Origin of the sequence: Acinetobacter lwoffii (assembly GCF_024129715.1) — a bacterium.
Classification (GTDB): Bacteria; Pseudomonadota; Gammaproteobacteria; order Pseudomonadales; family Moraxellaceae; genus Acinetobacter; species Acinetobacter lwoffii_U.
The window spans coordinates 338,169-356,765 of the sequence record NZ_JAMXXM010000001.1 but is presented as its reverse complement, the minus strand read 5'-3'; the positions used below and the strand labels follow the sequence as shown (position 1 = coordinate 356,765).

The window sequence follows — 18,597 nt, the reverse complement described above, 5'->3', positions numbered from 1 at the left end:
GATCAACCAAGAAATCAGTCGGCGTAGGACAGCCATTGAACATATCAACGGCAAACTTAAACATTTTCGGATATTAACAGAACGCTATAGATAGACGGAAACGATTTGGTCTAAGAATGAATTTAATTGCTGGAATGGTGAATTGGATGCTCTTAAATTAACTTTCGCAAGAGATCTAATATAAACAAAACTTTAATTTCCTGATTTTAGATACTTATTGTTGCCAACTTAAACCAAGTCCCCCTCCGAGTCATACGCAGGCTTACAAAGTATTGATTAACACTACATATCTTTGGCGTAGAATTTGCATTTTCTATCTGGTCGCATTAATCAAATGATGACTACATCTTATTTCCAAAATTAACTGGAGGTGAAATCTGAAAATATAATTCTTGCCTAATCAAGTGATTATGTAGTTATACGACTAAAGATGACCATTTTGACTGTAAAAGCCTGCCACAGCAGTTGCAAAGGTCCAAATTAAACAGTACAACTATATATTCAATTCTGACTGATTAAATCTGCTTTAATCTTCAATAACATAAATAAATGGGAGGGATGGAGATGTTATCATTACATTTCAACAAGCAAGTCTTCATTGACGCTCTTAAAGCCAACAACACCAATCTGGTGACATTTATATGCACCACTTTTGCACTCATGCTGACTTTAACCGTTCATTGCTTAATTCAAGGTAATTTAAAACTTGAATACTTTGGCTATGCACTGATTGTCTCAGCTGCATTTTTCCTATGGGCTGCCATAGACCAGAAATACCGATAATCAAATTTTAAATTAGCCCAGATGGATGATATGGCCAGTCATCCATCTGGTGAAAAAAGTGTTTTAATTTTCAATCATTCCAGCATCCTTTCAGAATAACTATAAAAAGAAGATTAAAATAATCCCGCAAATGCTCCATAGAGCAAAATCCCTGTCCCGCCCAATTCTGCAACAATTAAACCCAGCATGGCTAAAGTCATCAAACTTTCTGGCAAATGAAACTTACCCAGTTGATGCGGCTGTTTAAACTGATTCGTTGTGTCTTGCAGGAAACCATGCAACACATAAGCCCCAATAGAAAAACTAAAAAACAGAATATTGATCAATACGCAAATCAGATTTACTGCACTCGATAACACTGAACAATAGGCCAGCACTGCTAGAATTAAGGTTGAAGGCGCATAAAGTAGACTGCTACGATGGGCAATATCGACATAATAATGTGCACGTGACTGAGGCGATTGACGGATCTGCCAGTATTTCCAGACGCCGGTAAACATCCCGATCCACAAGAATATCCCACTAAAAATAATGGCAGTTTTAACGGCCAGCTCAAGTTCTATTAGCTGCATAAGTTTATTCCATCTCTATTATTTTACTGACTTTTAAGTCATGTTTTCCCCAATCCACCCTGCTAAAAATCTATACAGTAAAAGCTTCATCAGGATTCTAAAAATATAGTGTAACGTATGTCTGAATTTGAAACATTGACTCTCCAGTGTCAGGATGGCTATCGCTTAAGTGCACGTTTTTATACGGCTATTTCTGAATCTAAAAAACTTCCGGTATTAGTTTGCCCGGCAACTGGCATTACCAAACAGTTTTATCATCAGTTTTGTGTCTGGTTACAAGCTCAAGGCTATGCCGTTATGGTCTTTGATTTTCGAGGGATTGGTGATTCACTACATGGCCCGTTGAAAAATTCAAAAGCCAGTATTGTGCAATGGGGTCAACTGGATATACCGGCCGCAATAGATGCTTTATCAACGCGTACTAATGCAGAAAAAGTGATACTACTTGGACATAGTGCCGGTGGTCAGCTTTTAGGTATTGTGCCAAATTATGATAAAGTCGCAAAAGTGGTGGCTGTCTCTGGCTCTACCGGACATGTGAAAGGACTCAAAGGCAAAACCAAGTTACTTGCGCCAGTGATGTTTAATGTCATTTTCCCACTGGCTCGCATCACTAAAGGCTATGGCCCAACTCAAGTGATTGGTATGGGTGAAAACCTGCCTAAAGATGTGGCTCGCGAATGGGCGCAGTTCTGTAGTAAACCGGGTTATGTAATCAACGCGATTGGTAAAAATATTGCACCATCCCATGATTATCATGCTCAAATCACCTGCCCTGTGACTGCAATCTGGTCATCTGATGATGAGATTGCCACCGAAGCCAATGTGAAAGATTTACTACGTTTATATCCAAACGCAAAAACCCAAATAATTGAACTTAAACCTAAAAGTTATGCCTATAAGGCCATTGGTCATATGCTGATGTTTAAAAAATCGCATCAGAATTTATGGCCGGTGATTGAGCAACAATTGGCTGTTTAAATCAGATTTAGATGGTTATTTGCAGGCTGCTGTGTTCTAATACGCTTAGTTTGAGATGAGCCTCTTACAGTATATGGGCTTGACCTATATACGACTAGCCCCTAACCATGGGGCTTTTTATTGTCTGAATATTTTAAAACGTATATAAAAATGGGCTGACGATAACGCCAACCCATGTCTTTCTTTATCGAATTAAATATTATTTTGTCTCAATGTCATAAACCCAATTTCGTGCCTGTTTGTCTGTGGTCGTTTCACAAACATAATAGTCGTGATCCCATGAATTAGGATGGAAGATTTCCTTTTTGGTATAAGTGACATTTTTGCCTTTTTCGACACAGATAAAACTGTCACCTTGGTCTTTGACTTGGGTTCCATTGAGGAAACCACCAATACAGAGGAATCGAGATTGTTTTGCCATTTGGTTAGATCAACTTTTACATCACTAAAATATGTGGTGATTAAACGATTTATTGAAAATACTGTAAAGCGTAACCAAGAAAAATTCTAACCTTATCAAGAAGCAAATTTATTCAGCATTTTTTCTATGTAATAATCGTAGTTACCCAATTGCTTTGACCAAAATGTATTTTTTTCAATTGATTCTAAAAATTGGATAGGATCAATTTTCACTTCATCTTTTTCAATATAAAATTGCTCATCAACAAGTTTTTGCATAAATTCAGATTCACAATTTGATGTAATGATGACTTCATCTAAAGATACTTTTAAATGATCACCAAAATATTCATGATCAAACTCTAGTGTAGTATCAATAATCCAAGTATGAAGTACGACTTCACTTATGTCATCAAAGAACTCTTTTAAAAAATATTTTTTAATATACTCAACTTTTTTATCCAACTGATAACTAGCTTTATTCAAGGTGAAGTTTTTATATTCATAAATTTCCTGAATACTACTTCTTATATATGTAGATTTCACTTCTGCCACAATGACATGATTTCCATGAATTGCTATTAAATCAATTTCACCAACATCTTTAAATTCAGGAACAAGTTGAGGAAATACTTCAAAACCTAAATGATGCATTTTTTCTGCTAGAGTTAACTCAATCTGATTAGTTTCTCCCTTCAATTCAAATCTATTTTTATGTAATTTACGAAAGTAGTTGGTCATAGTAGTATTTAAATTTTGATATGCTGTAAGCCATGGAAATTGAAAAATAAAGTCATCAATCTTATAAAATGGTTTTTGTTGGAATGTAGACACATCATCATTGTCGTACAAATCACAACTCCAAAAACTTAGAATCTCATCCATTTTTTTCTTTTTTATATTATTAGAAGCCCCCTGAACCCATGAAGACATTCTTTTTATCTTCTCTTCTCTTTTAGCGAAAGTAAAAGGCATCCTATTTTCGCCAATTACAAAACCATGCATAGTAAGCTGTGTTAATGCATCTAATTTATCTTCAGAATTAGGTAAAAAACGCATAAATTTTTCAATATGATCCTTTAAATAATGTGCTTGTGATAAAGTCATGGTAATCATTGTTTCAAAAGCATTGAGCTTTTGGTTATTGATACTGAATTCTGTAATCCCATAAACTTGGGCTAACTGCTCTTGAATACCAAAGGCTTTTGACAATGCAATTGCATTAGCTTCTAAATTATCACCTGTATTTATGATGCTATAAATTGCGTCAGATTTTAGTAATTTTTCAGCCCCTACACCTAACCAATAACTTATCAATAAAGCATTTTTCTCCGACCAATTATCCTTTTTCTCTTTTGTATTGGTATAAATCAATTCTGAGTTGTTGAGCTTGTAATTTACTTGCTTATCAAAACAGAATGACTCTAATACATTTCTTTTATAGTTAAGGATCTCAATTTTGATAGCTACAAGCTTTTTATAAAACTCATACTGATCTTGAAGAAGTACACTCATACCCTCACCAATCAAGAAAGGCATTAACTTATTTCTCAATGCCAATGCTAGCGATTGTTCTGTTAATTTTTTAGTATTTTTTCTAGAAGTTTTGACAATATGATCAAATGCTTTCCAAACCGTTTCTGCTGAGTTATTTTCAGTACTATCAAATTGATAAGGTAAATGTGCAAAATAATCTTGATTAGGAATTAAATACTGATAAGCGTATAAACTGCCAAAAGCCATAGCAGTAATTTGACCAACGTTGATTGTATTTTTTATCTCTTCATAAATTTCCAATCGATGCTTATATTGTGATTGTAAATGTTTTACAGTCTGAAAAAATATATGCAGTGCGTCGATTTGTATTTCTTGATCAATTTCTTTTAAAACATTCCAAGAATTATGATCTGATTGTAGGATTAACCCAGACTGACGTACCGCTAAAATAAAGCTTTGAACATCTAGTTTTAAATAATTTACACAGACATTTTTATCAACACCCCCAAATCGCAAATATTGGCTCAAAGCTAAAATGTAGTTTTCACTTTGAACTTCATCAACTGTAAGTAACTTAATAAAATTTGATTGCCAAAACATATCAAACTTATTTTTGAATAATCCTATCTTAGGTTGTGTACTTTTATATAAAAGTTCTTTAACAATTTTTTCTTTAGCTTTTTCCACACTAAGTTCTAAAGCTAAATGTTCAAATTTTTCTTCGTAATAATTTTTCATAAAAAAATAAGGGCTGATTAATCAGCCCTTATCTTATACCGCTTATTGCTTAATTAACAAAGAATTAAGTCAACTGAGCAGCAGCAATTTTCTTCGTATCAACGTCTTTAGCGGCGTTAGTATATTCGCTCATCTTGTCGAAGCTTAAGTATTGATAGATGTCAGCTGACATGCTGTCAATTTGAGCTGCGTACTGTTGGTATTCTTCTGGAGAAGGCAATTTACCCAATACAGCAGCAACAGATGCAAGTTCAGCAGAAGCCAAGTAAACGTTAGCGCCTTGACCTAAACGGTTCGGGAAGTTACGAGTAGAAGTCGATACACAAGTCGTGTTCGGAGCTACACGTGCTTGGTTACCCATACATAATGAACAACCTGGCATTTCAGTACGCGCGCCAGCTTTACCATAAATGTTATAGAAACCTTCTTCCATCAACTGATGTTCGTCCATACGCGTCGGTGGAGCGATCCACAAACGAGTTGACAATGCACCACCAGGAACTTTCTCAAGCAACTTACCAGTTGCACGGAAGTGACCGATGTTAGTCATACAAGAACCAACGAATACTTCGTCAATTTTCGCGCCTTGAACGTCAGAAAGAAGTTTCGCATCATCTGGATCGTTCGGGCAGCAAAGAATAGGTTCTTTGATGTCTGCAAGATCGATTTCATACACTTTGGTGTATTCAGCGTCAGCATCCGCTTTGATCAGGCTTGGGTTAGCCAACCATTTTTCCATGTTCTCAACACGACGAGCCATAGTACGCGCATCGCCATAACCTTCAGAAATCATCCACTTCAACATGGTGATGTTTGAACGAAGGTATTCAGCAACTTTCTCTTCAGAAAGTGTGATAGAACAACCAGCAGCAGAACGTTCAGCAGAAGCATCAGAAAGTTCGAACGCTTGCTCAACAGTCAGGTCAGTTTCCATTTCTGTTAAGTCGATCTCAAGGATACGACCAGAGAAGATGTTTTTCTTACCTTTCTTCTCTACAGTTAGGTCACCTTCCTTAATTGCGTAGTAAGGAATTGCATGTACAAGGTCACGTAGCGTGATACCAGGCTGCATTTTACCCTTGAACTTCACAAGTACAGATTCAGGCATGTCAAGTGGCATAACACCAGTTGCTGCAGCGAACGCTACAAGACCAGAACCCGCCGGGAATGAAATACCGATTGGGAAACGAGTATGCGAGTCACCACCAGTACCAACAGTATCCGGAAGAAGCATACGGTTTAACCAAGAGTGAATAATACCGTCACCTGGGCGTAAAGACACACCACCACGGTTCATGATGAAATCAGGAAGCGAGTGTTGCATTTGAACGTCAACTGGTTTTGGATACGCAGCTGTATGACAGAAAGATTGCATAACAAGGTCAGCAGAGAAGCCTAGGCAAGCCAAGTCTTTCAATTCGTCACGAGTCATTGGACCAGTTGTATCTTGCGAACCCACAGTAGTCATCTTAGGTTCACAGTAAGTACCTGGAAGTACACCTTGACCTTCAGGAAGACCACAAGCGCGACCAACCATCTTCTGAGCTTGAGTGAAACCTTTACCAGTTGCAGCAGGCTGAACCGGAGTACGGAACATTGTAGATACTGGAAGACCTAAAGCTTCACGAGCCTTAGTCGTCAAACCACGACCAACGATCAGGTTAATACGACCGCCAGCACGTACTTCGTCTAGAAGAACTGGAGTTTTAAGTTCAGCTTCAGCGATTTGCGCGCCGTCTTTGAACGCAGTTACTTTAGCAGCAGCGTGATCGACCTTAAGAACGATTTCATCGCCCATGTTCATGTTGGCAACATCGATCTCGATCGGTAACGCACCAGCATCTTCCATCGTGTTGAAGAAAATTGGAGCGATTTTAGAACCTAGGCAGTAACCACCGTCTTTTTTGTTCGGGATGTGCGGAATGTCATCACCGAAGAACCAAAGTACAGAGTTAGTTGCAGATTTACGAGATGAACCAGTACCAACAACGTCACCCACGTAAGCAACCTGGTTGCCTTTCGCGATCAATTCTTTAATCTGGTTAAGTGGACCCACTTCACCAGGAACTTCTGGATTGATCCCGTCACGTACGTTTTTCAACATTGCATTTGCGTGCAATGGAATGTCTGGACGGCTCCAAGCGTCTTGTGCAGGTGACAAGTCGTCAGTGTTGGTTTCGCCAGTTACTTTGAAAACCGTCAGTTTGATTTCTTCAGGAACGTCTTTACGGCTAGTGAACCATTCAGCATCAGCCCAAGACTGCATAACTGCTTGAGCATTTGCGTTACCAGCTTTTGCTTTATCAGCAACGTCATGGAATGCATCAAATACAAGAAGCGTTTTTTTCAATGCTTCAGCTGCAAGTTCAGCAAGCTCAGCATTGTCTAAAAGTTCAACTAAAGGTGCTACGTTATAACCACCCAGCATAGTACCTAGTAAGTAAACAGCACGTTCTTTAGAAACGAGTGGAGAGGTTGCTTCGCCTTTTGCCAATGCAGCTAAGAACGCAGCTTTTACATATGCAGCTTGGTCAACACCTGCTGGTACACGGTTTTCAAGCAAATCTACCAAGTATGCTTCTTCACCAGCTGGCGGGTTTTTTAGTAGTTCAACTAATGCAGCTGTTTGGGCATCGTCAAGTGGCTTCGGTGGGACTCCGAGTGCGGCACGTTCTTCAACGTGTTGGCGGTAAGCTTCTAGCACAGTGTTATTCCTCTTTTTTAAAAAATTACTTATGAATTCCTGCTTATTCCAAGCTTCATAAATAATATGGACTCCAAAATTTTACTAAATTTCCAGTTAAAAGTTAATGCAACTCAAGTGTTTCTTCGTGATGCTCGTTATTTTATAACTAAATGATGCTCTTAATGATTATTCCATAATCAGTTCCAGCTTACACCACACGAAACAAGCCCATGAATAGGCCCTTTTAACTGAATTTAATGCATAAAAAAGGCAACCCTGATGTTGCCTGATTTGACGTTAAAAAGATACTCCACCTTAGTGTACAGTGGTCGAGTTTAAATACTGCTGATATGAGTCTCGGCAGCCTTGGAATTTCACCACGCATTCATCTTCATAGGTGCTACTGTGATTATTGCTGGCAAAGGAAATATCAATCTGATAAAGCTTTTTATCTTGTTCTAGCATCTTCTTTAAAACGACTTTGTCACCGACGCTGAGTACATAGCGACTGCCGCCAATAATGACCACACCTTCTTCATCTTCCAACAGCAGATCAGAATGATGCAAATATCTTACGACTTCCATATTGTGCTACTCCTCGGTTAATTGGAGTTAAATTCATTATTCAATATAAAGATAAGTATTTCTATATTTTAGATTTAGAAATTGTCACAAAGTGTACATTTTGCTTAGGCTATTTTTATTATTTAGTCTTTTGAAGATGCTTATATTTAAATACGTTTAATGGGAAATATGGGTTGGATAATTTTATCCAAATATAAAAAAACCGTTCCTTAGAACGGTTTGTAATCTGGTAATTCGTCATGCGGTGTCGCAATACACTTTGCAGTAAATTCAGCGCGGACTTTTTCACGGGCTGCTTTTACATCTGCCTTAATCTCTTCGGCTGGAATCGCATAGACTTCATCAATAATATTCAGGATAAAACCTTTGGTGGTTTCGTCGTCGATCTTGTTGGCATGCTCGATTGCTTTTTCTTTCTCAATCGCATTCTGACGATCCAGCATAATGGTACGCGCCGCATTACCGACGCTTCGACAATAACCTTGCCACTGCTCTTCAGGGGTTAAGGGTTTCTTCTCGGCACAACCGGCCAGCGCCAGCATAAACGATAAAGCCAATAACTTTTTCATGAATTTCTCCTTCCGAGGGGCAATATAAAAGATCGGGGAAGATTTGTCATTTCAAAATGCGAGTTGTATGGAATTAAAAAAGCCCACTAATGGGCTTTTTCATTTTGTGTAATTAACCACATGAAGCCTGGATAATCTTTTTGCTTGTAGGATCCACCGTTACAGTCACTCGTTCTTCACGATAATCCATCGTCACCGCTTGACCCGGTTCAACCATACGTACAATTTGTGCCTTGGTTTTCTGCTTGATTTGCGCTTCAGTCAAATTGGACTGACCCACCAATGCCGCTGCCTGATCAGCAATACATTTAGGTTGATTCATGTGCAGTAATTCCCACTCCTCGACCACCTGACCATTCTTTAAATGGCAATATCCGACCTGACCATTGCTTTCAGTACGAATCTCAAGCTTGCCACCCTGATTGACACAATAAGCGCTTGCAGGATTCGCTGAACCTGTTTTAGGAGCATCCGTCTCAGATTGCGGCGTAGTGGTACATGCGCTTAGAGCGAGAGCCAGTAAACCGAACAGCATTGTTTTTTTCATGAGAGCCTATTCTTCTTCAATAATTCTTCACCAATTTAGCATATTTCCTTGTCCTTGCCAGACACAAGTCTGTGTACATTTTTAACCGTGCTTTTTCATTAAAAATTAGAAATAAGACCTTTGTGAATTAAGGACTTCAACACTATAAATTCTCTCAATGAACAAGACAAACAGAAGATAAGAACCTCTACAAAATACGAAAATGCCGAATGAATCGCCTAGACCAAGTGATTATGCATTTCAATAGCATTGCATTGTCATTACATCATTCAAATATGACTTCACTTTTAGATTTGTGATCTGTGCTGGATTGATTTAATATTTGATTGAATTTTAAACTTTCTATTGGCATGACAGACGATCCTCAACTCTCCCTCAAGGAATATCTTGCTACAGTTCAGGAAGTGGTCAAACTCACTTTCGATACACCGGTATGGGTTAAAGCCGAGATTCGTAATCTAAGTATTAAAGCCGGCCATTATTATCTGGAGCTGGCAGAAAAAGAAGCCGACAGTGATCAGGTCATCGCCAGTTGCCGAGCGACTATCTGGAAATTCAGTGCCCAGAAAATTGTCACGCAGTTTGAACGTGAAAGCGGAATTGAGCTGAGTCGTGATTTGAAAGTGCTGATTAAAGTCAAAGCTAATTTCGATCCGCAGTATGGTTTTTCTTTAAATATCGTTGAAATTGACTCAGGCTATACTCTGGGAGATATTGCCCGGCGTTATCAGCAGATTGTTGAGCGGTTGACGACTGAAGGACTGATTCAGCGCAATAGAAACTTGCCCAGCCCTTTTGACCTGAACCGGATTCTGGTGATTGCTCCCGAAAATGCAGCAGGCCTGGGAGATTTTAAAAAAGATGCCGATGCACTGCAGCGTGCGCAGGTGTGTGAGTTTATCTATCACAGTGCGACTTTTCAGGGAAATACCGCCCCGCAAAGTATTATGTACAGTCTGGCACAAGCGCTCAAACAATGGGCACAGACTTATAATACCGCACCGGATCTGATTGTGATTATACGAGGTGGTGGCGCAGTCAATGATCTGGCTTATTTGAATGATTATGATCTGGCTGCCCTGCTCTGTAAACGTTCGGTACCGGTCTGGGTCGGCATCGGGCATGAAAAAGACCGTACTATTCTGGATGAGATTGCGCATCGCTCCTTTGATACTCCGAGTAAAGCCATTGCCGGAATCCGCAATCATATCTTTGAACTGACCCAGGATATTCTGAATTATCTACAGCGCATTCAGCGTTTATCCCAGCAACAGATTCAAGCTTATCAAAATCAGAATGATCAATTTTTGAAACTGATTCAAAGTCTGGCCAACAACCAGATTATGGATGCGCTGCAACGTCTGCAACAGATCAAGGCCAATACTACCAGTCTGGCCCAGCAGCATACCCAGCTGATTAATCAGCAGCTTGATGCCCTGATGCGGGAAACGCTACTACAAAATCCTAAACATGTTTTATCCAAGGGTTATGCCATCGTGCGCCAGCAAGAACATGTGGTTGCCTCTATTCAACAGATTCAGTCCAGCGATCTGGTTGAAGTCGAATTACATGACGGCATTTTTTCAGCACAACTTATACAGGTACTTCCTCATGAATCATGATACTTTGAGCTTCCAACAAGGCTATGACATCTTGAAAAAGAATGCAGAATTGCTCGAATCTCAGCAAGAACCGGATATTGATAACTTGATGAAAATCGTGGAAGAATCCATGACCGCCTATAAAGCTTGCAAGGCACGGGTTGAAGCGGTTCAAACTGCGTTAAATGATACTTTTAAAGATTAATTGGATGTCATTTCAAATATTAGCTTAGACTATTCTGCTAGATTGAGTTGACATAAAAGCTCTCATTCATGGGGGCTTTTTTATTAAGTGAAAAAAATCATTTCAATGACTATTTAAATTTTCTAGATGGGGATTTTGATCAATCCGCTCAATTCTAAATGGGAAATATTGTATTTTCATTCTCATCCACCAGACGATAAAAAGCCCAATATTGAATTGGGCTTTTTATTACTCTTCAATTTCTATAGGATCACCGTCTTCAGGGCGAATATGACGCGTCCCATCATCCGCAGGATCAACACTAGAACCATCTTTGGTAATAGCATTGTACATTTCATCCTCTTTCTTATCATCGATAAATTCTTCATCTTCGAAATCTTGAGGCTCACTATCGTCGTCAAAGTTCAAAGGCTTTTCTTCATTTATCATGGCGATCCATCACTTATTTAACCAATAAAATATCATGCTCAAATATTTGAAAGATTCATTCAAGAGTCAACGATGATCATTTGTGTAACTGAATAAACACAATAGTCATTGGAACATTACTTTTCTATCGACAAAAAAATGCCTCCTTAGGGAAGGAGGCTGAAATTGGAAAGAAACTACAGCGATAGAATCTATTCATGCATTATATATAAACTTATAATTTATACATTAGCATAATATTACATTAATTTTTCAATTAAAAAGCCCGCTTACTCTTTCAAATAAGCGGGCTAGTGCTGTAGTCATTTTCTTCGTATTATTTGCGTCTTCTTGTTTTCGCAAAATGACTATAGCACTGTGAATTTATCAATAAAGTATAGGGAGTATTAATAAACTGTTTTCTTACATTTGCTTTAAGTTACTTTTCGTTCAATAAGTTATACATATTAAAAAAGCCCATCTTTCGATAGGTCTTCCCCTTTTCACTTTTGCGCTGATTCAGGTATGTTGTCAAAGTGAGTAACGACTAGAGAATAAGCAAGCTATTGATAAAAATATATAAATAGACCATTAGTATAAAAAAAACTATGCTTGTTAAATTGATTGACGATTTTAACCTTCAACGACACCTTATAGCTGACTTAATTTGCTAGACATATAAGTTAAACATAACGTCTTATCCTGAAAATCAGGCATTTCAAACACCCAAAAAATGTAATTTTTAGATCTCAATTTAAGTTTTACATTCACGGCCTTTACTTGAATTATTACATCCTCATGCTGCATTTCTGCGAATAATTCTAAAATCAGTGCAAAGAATCTCAGTTTGTTGACTGTGTTGTATTTTGTTGGTTTATATATTCTCAAGGCTTCAGAATATATAAGCTCGCACCATTCATTTCCATCTTCATCATCCATTAGCTCTCATTTAATTATTTAAAATAGATCACGAGGTAGGTTTATAACATGGTGGCTATAATTAAACTGCTTTTAATCTGAATATTAAAATTATAAATTTTTATAAAATAAAAAAGCCCATCTTCCGATGAGCCTTTTTGGAAAATATATCGTGAAGAACTAAGCTGCAAATTCTTGCAGTACAAATCGTTTTACACTTTCATCAAAGTCAGGTTTTGAAAGAGCAAGCTTGCCATTTTTCATAGTTTTATAACAATAACTCGCTGCTACTCCCATACCAACCAAAGTCAACAACTTCATTGCTCACCTCTTTACTGGGAAGATTTGAATATAAAATTATCATTCAAATTTGTAGTTTTCCAACTCAGTTTCGATTGTTTTCTGTACTACATGTTAATGAATGTATGAATAATAAATGAAAACCTGCTGTATGATGCGTTTACTTAAAGTCTTTCAACTAGTGGTTAATTTGCGTATCTATCCAGTTAAGGAAATTTTCCTTATTACTGAATTCTGGCATAGACCCTAAATTTATAGTTTCTTTAGCACCAAATTTTCCAGCGACAGTATTCGGTGCTTGAACTCTGAAATCCTGAGGATCACTTTCATGTAGAGTTCTAAAATATTCTACTGCTTTATCAAATTCACTTTTATCCTTAAAACTTGGTCGTTCCTTCAAAAAGTCATAAACTTGTTCTAGAGCTGGTAGATAATTATTTTTAGGCATTCTGTTTTCTCTAAAATGATGAGTTTTATGATGAAGACCTATTTTGAATGAATAATGATAAGAATATTCCCTTATTTCTTAGAATTTATGTAAATCATGATGATTTGAGATTTAAATCCAAATTTTGGAGTAACCTGATAAAAAAATGAGCGTAAACATACACTCATTTTTACTACATTTTCTAGTGCATGCTTAACTGACTGGCATTGCTCTAAAATAAAGTCTGTTTTATTAAACAAAATGCAAATGTCAGCTGCTCTATCAGCAAAGATCAGATGCACTTTAAATACGCCAATTTAAGGTTCAAGCCTAATTAACGCTATGAATATCAAGCTCATCATTGGTGGTCAATACAACAGAAGCTAAAATTGGAATGCCCAAAATGAAAGGTACAGCGAAAATCCATAGAACTACGGTTACATCCGGTTTAAAGAAAAATTGAATGGCTAATGCAGTCAAAATAAGTACAGAAAATAGAATCGCAGCAAAACGGATGATAAATTTAGTCGACATGCGAAGATGCTCTTATGCGTGAAATCGTATTTTCAATATACACCTATTTTTATTATGGGTTTATTGATTTTCAGTCTGTTATTGCATGTCTTAATTGATTTTCTATATGTGATAGCTGAATTATACGATGATCAGTTTTCTTCAGCATAAAAGCTGACTTTAGATTCTTTCTCTACTCGTAACTTATTTGCCCTATATGTATAGGGATTGAATTCAGACATCAACGCTTCTGCTGACTAATATATCAATCTACTTTATAGCTAATAAAATCTTTGTCCTGTCTCATCAAAAAGCCCTAAAATTTTAGGGCTTTTTTATTCGGATTAGAATCGCCAGTTATAGAACAAGTCAATCGCACGCTCTAAAGACTGACTCGCTTCCAGATACAGTCGCTGATTTACCTGATAACGTAAAGTCAGCTTATTCACTGGTGTGAATACCCCGACCCCATAGCGAAGATATAAATCAGGCGTAATATAACCAGTCACAGAAACCTGGGTATCATCTCCTGTACCTTGGGCATCCAGAGCTAGACCAGTTAAGCCAAAACTGCGCCCGATCTGGTTGGTCAGTGCGCGGGTGCTACCCAAGCCCAAACTAATCCCCGCAGCAGCGATTGTATTATTCACATCGGATCTAAACCCTTCGGCCTGGCTTAAACCAGATACACCTTCATTGACACGACCGGTAATCAAGGCATTCAGGGCTTCCTGTTCTGACAAGCCCGCATCATTATAAATCTGAATACTTGGACTCGATGCAGTCCCTGTTACCCGTACCCCGACTGTACTACCCTGAACCGATTTATTGGCATCAATGTCCAGTGTCGGATTGGTAAGTTCACCATTAAAACGCGCGATAGCACGATTCAAGTCCAGACTTTGGCCATAGGCTTCGATTTTCACCCGCTGTGATACCCCGATTGCACCATTGGCACGCATTGCAGTTTCCAGACCACGCTGTGACAGATTGACTCGACCCAAGAGTGGAATACGACTGTCAAAGCCCTGGAAAATCACCTGATTGCCTAAAGAAACAGCAACATCTGCCCGGATATCCCAAGGACGTGCAGACTTCAAGATCGCCAGCTGATCATCACCTTCATGTACGACACGTACATCTGAAGATAAACCGACTACAGGTTCTGAGGCTTCAGGCATTGAAATCAGCGCACGCGGTACATCGACTGTACCACTCAGACTCAGTTTTTTATTAAATGGATACATGTCCAAAGTCAAATCAGGTGTCACTACAGCGGTAATTAATGGGGCCTGACGAATCAGCAGATTGTCACCTTGCAGTTTTAACTGCACCCGCGGATCGCCTTTCCAGTCGACCGATCCGGTTAATTTACCCACACCACGACCACTGTTAAATGCGCCATTGATGCTGGCAGAATTCTGACGTATGGATGAGTAAAGTTGTACGTTGGTCAAGTTCACCGGCAAGGAGATCATGCTGATTGAAGCATCTTTGACACGAACCTCACCTTCAAGCAAAGGATCCGTTAAAGTTCCGCTAATTTTTCCGGCATAAGATAAAATCCCGTCCAGATTACGGATGTCCTGAATAAATGGCTTAAAGACTTTGAGCTGTACCTGGTTAAAGGCAATTTCGCCACGCATCGGTTTACTGTCACGGTATGGATCAATGATGACATTGGCATAGCCGCTTCCAATATCCGGTGTTTTAACATCCAGCCGAAGTTGCAAGCCATCTGCCACGCTTTTTGCCACCAGACCGACTTCATCATATTTAAGGGTAGAACCCAAATAATCCGGATCTTCAGAAGATAAGCCCACCACACCATTACGCGTCACCAGACGCGCGTCGATTTTAGGTTTGGCACCTTGTGCCCAGGCAGCCTTGGCATAACCATTAACTTTACCTGTCAACGCCAATCCATCAGGCAGGAATGCACTAAAGTCTTCCAAATCAAGGTTTTGAGTAATAAAAGAGGCACTACCACGGTTTTTGTTGATCCGAATCGGCTGATCAAAACACAATTGGCTTTGCTGACTCATCCAGCAATGGGCACCAACAAACAGATCGGATTGAGCGCTGTTATAAATCACTGCTGCATTTTGACGTTGCACCAGACGGGCACGTAAAGAGTCGAAATCACCTTTTTGAATCTGACCCAGCCAGTTATTTTGGGCATTAAAGCCACCGGCGAGCTGTACAAAGAATTTTGATAGGCGGTTTTCTGCCTGCACTTTGAGAATGTGTGCAGCACGGGTACCGGCCAGTGATATCTCACCGCGTACAATCTCGCGTGAACCGCTACGCAGGCGATCCATTGTCGCGGTCAATAAAGTTGGTGTGCTTAGCGATGTCGGCAACTGTCCGCGAACACGAACTTTCTGCACACTAAACAGGTTTTTAAAGGCAAAATTGTCGATAGACAAGTTGGCCGAAGCCTGCAACCGCGGCTGCGCCTGCATATTGATATAGCCTTGTGCACGACCTCTTAAGCCCGGATACAATTCAAACAGTGCTGGCGCATTCACTTTCAATTGAAGATTCTGTGCATTACCGGTCGCCTGAATCTGGTTGCTCGCATAAGACAAGAACAGGTTATTGGCTTCAAACTGCTCTGGTACAAAACCGCGCTGGTTTGAATTGATGATGACCGATAAATTACCTGTACCACGTACTGGCTTGTTATTCAGCATGCCGGCCAGATTTAAACGTTGAATCTGAATGCGTTTTAAAGCATCTGACCAAACGCCTTGGGTTTGCACATTGCCTGACAATTCACCTTTCAGTTTGGCATTAAAATATTGCGGCTTAAAGCGGATTAAGGATGCATTGATATCCCAGCCAATGCCATTCGCCAGATTGACCAGACCACTCGCATTAATCTTGCCAGCCACACCATCATGACGGAATTCATTTATCTTCAACATTTCCGGGGTGCCTGAAACGCGCAGTTTCAGCATACCCTGACTGGCTTTAAGCTGGCTGGCATTTAAAGCACCATCATAATTGACCGCGTAACCTTTAAATCCGCCACCCGCTTTTTCATTATGGAATAACAAGGCAATGGTACTGTTACCGGTCAGACGTACGGTTTCATTTTGCTCTGCCAGTCGTCCGGTCAGGTCGACATTATTGAGTTTAATAATCTGCTGATTCGGTTGCGCATAACCATTGGCTTTAACCTCGCCATTCAAACGATCTACCGGTGAAGCTGCGGCAATACTTTGAGTATTCAAATTTTTGGCATTTAATACCGCGGTCCATTTTAACTGACGTTTTTCCTGTGGCAGTTCAATCCGTGCATTGCCACTTAAGCTGCCTGCCTGTGCATTGGCACTATAATTAAAACTTGTAACATTCAGGATATTCTTGTTCAGATTGAGCTTAGCTTGGTACATGCCTGCAGGCAGAAGTCCTTCTTCATGCTGCTCGACTTTAGTGGCCACATGAATATTCTGCTGACCTTCGACCAATGCCAATTTGACATCGCCAGACTGACTGCTGAGCCAGCCCACGTAAGGTACGGCGCGATCAATATTTTTCCAAGCAACATCTAACAGCATCGGTTGTACTTTATTGCCTTTGACCGGGTTTTGATCCAGCTTCAGATTCCAGCTTTCATAACGGTCGAAATCAACCAGTCCGGTAAGGTGCAGGCCATTTTCCAAGTTACCTGCAGAAGCGATATTGGCATCTAGACTTGGCGGCAAGAAATCTTGAACCACAAGCGGAATACGTTCATGTTTAGGATCAATCCCGTTCAAACGCCCAGCCAGATCCCAGCTGACCCGGTCTTTCCAGCCTACTGTCCCGGCAAGGCTAACTGCACCTTTCATCAACTGACCATTCAGATCGGTAATATTCAGCTGATTGACCAGATCGGTATACATCACTGCACTATACTGCCCTTGCGGAATATTTTCCCCAATCAGGTCAGTCTGGACGTTCAGGTCCAGACGCTTGATATCGCCATTAAACTCGGCAATGCCGTCTTTGGTAAACAGTTTCTGTTCGGCCAGAATAGGCCAGTGATAATCCTTGAACTTCAACTCGCCGCGCATTGGTACCTGAGGACGCATCGGATGCACGATAACCCAACCCGTTAATAAATCAGGCGTATTGGTTGCTACGCCAGCCTGAATCGTGTCCAGTGTTCCGCGTGCCCGCACCTGAATATCATGAATATTCAGGCTGTCTCTTAAGGAAGGCAGATTAACGATGCCCGTGGCATCTAGCGGATATTTGCCTTCAAACTGCATTTTACCCGTGGCTTCACGTACTGACAGATAGCCCATGTCCATACGGGAATCTTCAAAATTTAATTCGGTGCCAGACCAGAGCGCCTCATTTAATTCAATATTATAGAAATCGACTGCATTGGTCTGGGTTTTAATCACCAGATGATCCAGCAGTAAATGGTCAACGCGCAAAATAAAAGGCAAACGGATGGCATTAAACTTGAACGGTTCGCCCGTTGATGGTTGCTTGTTAATAATTTGCAGATTAAGGACATCGGCTTCAGTCAGATGAATTTCTTTTTTGACAATCGCGCGCCAACCCAGTTTTACATCAGCACGATCAATTTTGACATCGACCGGTTTCAGGCTGACCAGCACATTTTTAAGAATAATCCCACGCCATAAATTACCGCCTTCATATTCATATTGAATAATTTGCTGGCGTTCTAGCACTTGATCCAGCAGGAATTTACTGCCCTGATTGGTCGAAAACAGTAGAGCCAGCACAGACAGCAGAAAAATCAGCGAAAAAAGCACCGACAATAGGATGCTTCTGAATATACGGCGCTTTTTCGGAACAACGCTATCTTGTGGTTCTTGTTCTGGCTGTGGTTGGTTCTCGACCAT

General features: G+C 39.7%; 17 protein-coding genes and 1 pseudogene. 5 read left to right on the top strand and 13 right to left on the bottom strand.

The annotated features are described in order from the left end of the window. Positions 1–161: pseudogene (locus NI462_RS15240) on the top strand (IS5/IS1182 family transposase); the annotation flags it as partial. Between the two features lie 403 nt (positions 162–564). After that, positions 565–783, top strand: coding sequence for a hypothetical protein (locus tag NI462_RS01735; RefSeq protein ID WP_004645284.1), 219 nt, complete (start codon positions 565–567; stop codon positions 781–783). 113 nt (positions 784–896) lie between these two features. On the opposite strand, the gene NI462_RS01730 is transcribed toward NI462_RS01735, so the two are convergent. After that, positions 897–1,355: a hypothetical protein gene (locus tag NI462_RS01730; RefSeq protein WP_253158854.1), complete on the bottom strand. Its 459-nt coding sequence runs from the start codon at positions 1,353–1,355 to the stop codon at positions 897–899. Between the two features lie 117 nt (positions 1,356–1,472). Here NI462_RS01730 and NI462_RS01725 point away from each other — a divergent pair, with 117 nt between their 5' ends. Beyond that, positions 1,473–2,336, top strand: a complete 864-nt coding sequence (locus NI462_RS01725; protein ID WP_253158852.1) for an alpha/beta hydrolase family protein — start codon at positions 1,473–1,475, stop codon at positions 2,334–2,336. A gap of 199 nt (positions 2,337–2,535) precedes the next feature. Here NI462_RS01725 and NI462_RS01720 read toward each other — a convergent pair whose 3' ends face one another. The 6 genes from NI462_RS01720 to NI462_RS01695 all read right to left on the bottom strand — a co-directional run bounded on the left by NI462_RS01720 (position 2,536) and on the right by NI462_RS01695 (position 9,357). Continuing rightward, positions 2,536–2,757, bottom strand: coding sequence for a hypothetical protein (locus NI462_RS01720; protein ID WP_222112193.1), 222 nt, complete (start codon positions 2,755–2,757; stop codon positions 2,536–2,538). A gap of 95 nt (positions 2,758–2,852) precedes the next feature. Beyond that, on the bottom strand, positions 2,853–4,970 hold the full coding sequence (locus NI462_RS01715) for a hypothetical protein (protein WP_222112194.1): 2,118 nt from the start codon (positions 4,968–4,970) through the stop codon (positions 2,853–2,855). Between the two features lie 64 nt (positions 4,971–5,034). Beyond that, on the bottom strand, positions 5,035–7,674 hold the full coding sequence (locus NI462_RS01710) for a bifunctional aconitate hydratase 2/2-methylisocitrate dehydratase (RefSeq protein WP_253158850.1): 2,640 nt from the start codon (positions 7,672–7,674) through the stop codon (positions 5,035–5,037). A 297-nt stretch (positions 7,675–7,971) separates the two neighbouring features. Beyond that, positions 7,972–8,241, bottom strand: a complete 270-nt coding sequence (locus NI462_RS01705) for a hypothetical protein (protein WP_005103439.1) — start codon at positions 8,239–8,241, stop codon at positions 7,972–7,974. Positions 8,242–8,450: 209 nt separating this feature from the next. Beyond that, positions 8,451–8,810 (bottom strand): hypothetical protein, encoded by a 360-nt coding sequence (locus NI462_RS01700; protein WP_004645374.1) that lies wholly within the window; start codon positions 8,808–8,810, stop codon positions 8,451–8,453. Between the two features lie 112 nt (positions 8,811–8,922). After that, positions 8,923–9,357 carry an I78 family peptidase inhibitor gene (locus tag NI462_RS01695; RefSeq protein ID WP_005106641.1) on the bottom strand — a complete coding sequence of 145 codons (435 nt, stop codon included), beginning with the start codon at positions 9,355–9,357 and terminating at the stop codon, positions 8,923–8,925. Positions 9,358–9,707: 350 nt separating this feature from the next. On the opposite strand from NI462_RS01695, the gene xseA reads away from it, so the two are divergent. Then, positions 9,708–10,979: an exodeoxyribonuclease VII large subunit gene (gene xseA, locus NI462_RS01690; RefSeq protein ID WP_148334900.1), complete on the top strand. Its 1,272-nt coding sequence runs from the start codon at positions 9,708–9,710 to the stop codon at positions 10,977–10,979. After that, the gene (gene xseB / locus NI462_RS01685) at positions 10,969–11,163 is read left to right on the top strand and encodes an exodeoxyribonuclease VII small subunit (RefSeq protein ID WP_005103445.1); all 195 of its coding nucleotides are present in this window, start codon (positions 10,969–10,971) and stop codon (positions 11,161–11,163) included. The genes xseA and xseB overlap by 11 nt, the downstream gene beginning before the upstream one ends. A gap of 228 nt (positions 11,164–11,391) precedes the next feature. Here xseB and NI462_RS01680 read toward each other — a convergent pair whose 3' ends face one another. The 6 genes from NI462_RS01680 to NI462_RS01655 all read right to left on the bottom strand — a co-directional run bounded on the left by NI462_RS01680 (position 11,392) and on the right by NI462_RS01655 (position 18,597). Beyond that, the gene (locus NI462_RS01680; RefSeq protein ID WP_005103446.1) at positions 11,392–11,592 is read right to left on the bottom strand and encodes a hypothetical protein; all 201 of its coding nucleotides are present in this window, start codon (positions 11,590–11,592) and stop codon (positions 11,392–11,394) included. 630 nt (positions 11,593–12,222) lie between these two features. Then, the gene (locus NI462_RS01675) at positions 12,223–12,510 is read right to left on the bottom strand and encodes a hypothetical protein (protein ID WP_085064881.1); all 288 of its coding nucleotides are present in this window, start codon (positions 12,508–12,510) and stop codon (positions 12,223–12,225) included. A 159-nt stretch (positions 12,511–12,669) separates the two neighbouring features. Continuing rightward, positions 12,670–12,810: a hypothetical protein gene (locus NI462_RS01670; protein ID WP_004645377.1), complete on the bottom strand. Its 141-nt coding sequence runs from the start codon at positions 12,808–12,810 to the stop codon at positions 12,670–12,672. A 157-nt stretch (positions 12,811–12,967) separates the two neighbouring features. Continuing rightward, positions 12,968–13,237: a hypothetical protein gene (locus tag NI462_RS01665; protein WP_005106639.1), complete on the bottom strand. Its 270-nt coding sequence runs from the start codon at positions 13,235–13,237 to the stop codon at positions 12,968–12,970. A gap of 309 nt (positions 13,238–13,546) precedes the next feature. Further along, positions 13,547–13,750 carry a hypothetical protein gene (locus NI462_RS01660; RefSeq protein ID WP_004278758.1) on the bottom strand — a complete coding sequence of 68 codons (204 nt, stop codon included), beginning with the start codon at positions 13,748–13,750 and terminating at the stop codon, positions 13,547–13,549. Positions 13,751–14,073: 323 nt separating this feature from the next. Next, on the bottom strand, positions 14,074–18,597 hold the full coding sequence (locus NI462_RS01655) for a translocation/assembly module TamB domain-containing protein (RefSeq protein ID WP_253158848.1): 4,524 nt from the start codon (positions 18,595–18,597) through the stop codon (positions 14,074–14,076).

Bases quoted from the DNA above. Each gene is read 5' to 3' on its own strand.
- NI462_RS01735 (WP_004645284.1), top strand. From the start codon at position 565: ATGTTATCATTACATTTCAACAAGCAAGTCTTCATTGACGCTCTTAAA.
- NI462_RS01730 (WP_253158854.1), bottom strand. From the start codon at position 1,355: ATGCAGCTAATAGAACTTGAGCTGGCCGTTAAAACTGCCATTATTTTT.
- NI462_RS01725 (WP_253158852.1), top strand. From the start codon at position 1,473: ATGTCTGAATTTGAAACATTGACTCTCCAGTGTCAGGATGGCTATCGC.
- NI462_RS01720 (WP_222112193.1), bottom strand. From the start codon at position 2,757: ATGGCAAAACAATCTCGATTCCTCTGTATTGGTGGTTTCCTCAATGGA.
- NI462_RS01715 (WP_222112194.1), bottom strand. From the start codon at position 4,970: ATGAAAAATTATTACGAAGAAAAATTTGAACATTTAGCTTTAGAACTT.
- NI462_RS01705 (WP_005103439.1), bottom strand. From the start codon at position 8,241: ATGGAAGTCGTAAGATATTTGCATCATTCTGATCTGCTGTTGGAAGAT.
- NI462_RS01700 (WP_004645374.1), bottom strand. From the start codon at position 8,810: ATGAAAAAGTTATTGGCTTTATCGTTTATGCTGGCGCTGGCCGGTTGT.
- NI462_RS01695 (WP_005106641.1), bottom strand. From the start codon at position 9,357: ATGAAAAAAACAATGCTGTTCGGTTTACTGGCTCTCGCTCTAAGCGCA.
- xseA (WP_148334900.1), top strand. From the start codon at position 9,708: ATGACAGACGATCCTCAACTCTCCCTCAAGGAATATCTTGCTACAGTT.
- xseB (WP_005103445.1), top strand. From the start codon at position 10,969: ATGAATCATGATACTTTGAGCTTCCAACAAGGCTATGACATCTTGAAA.
- NI462_RS01680 (WP_005103446.1), bottom strand. From the start codon at position 11,592: ATGATAAATGAAGAAAAGCCTTTGAACTTTGACGACGATAGTGAGCCT.
- NI462_RS01675 (WP_085064881.1), bottom strand. From the start codon at position 12,510: ATGGATGATGAAGATGGAAATGAATGGTGCGAGCTTATATATTCTGAA.
- NI462_RS01670 (WP_004645377.1), bottom strand. From the start codon at position 12,810: ATGAAGTTGTTGACTTTGGTTGGTATGGGAGTAGCAGCGAGTTATTGT.
- NI462_RS01665 (WP_005106639.1), bottom strand. From the start codon at position 13,237: ATGCCTAAAAATAATTATCTACCAGCTCTAGAACAAGTTTATGACTTT.
- NI462_RS01660 (WP_004278758.1), bottom strand. From the start codon at position 13,750: ATGTCGACTAAATTTATCATCCGTTTTGCTGCGATTCTATTTTCTGTA.
- NI462_RS01655 (WP_253158848.1), bottom strand. From the start codon at position 18,597: ATGGTCGAGAACCAACCACAGCCAGAACAAGAACCACAAGATAGCGTT.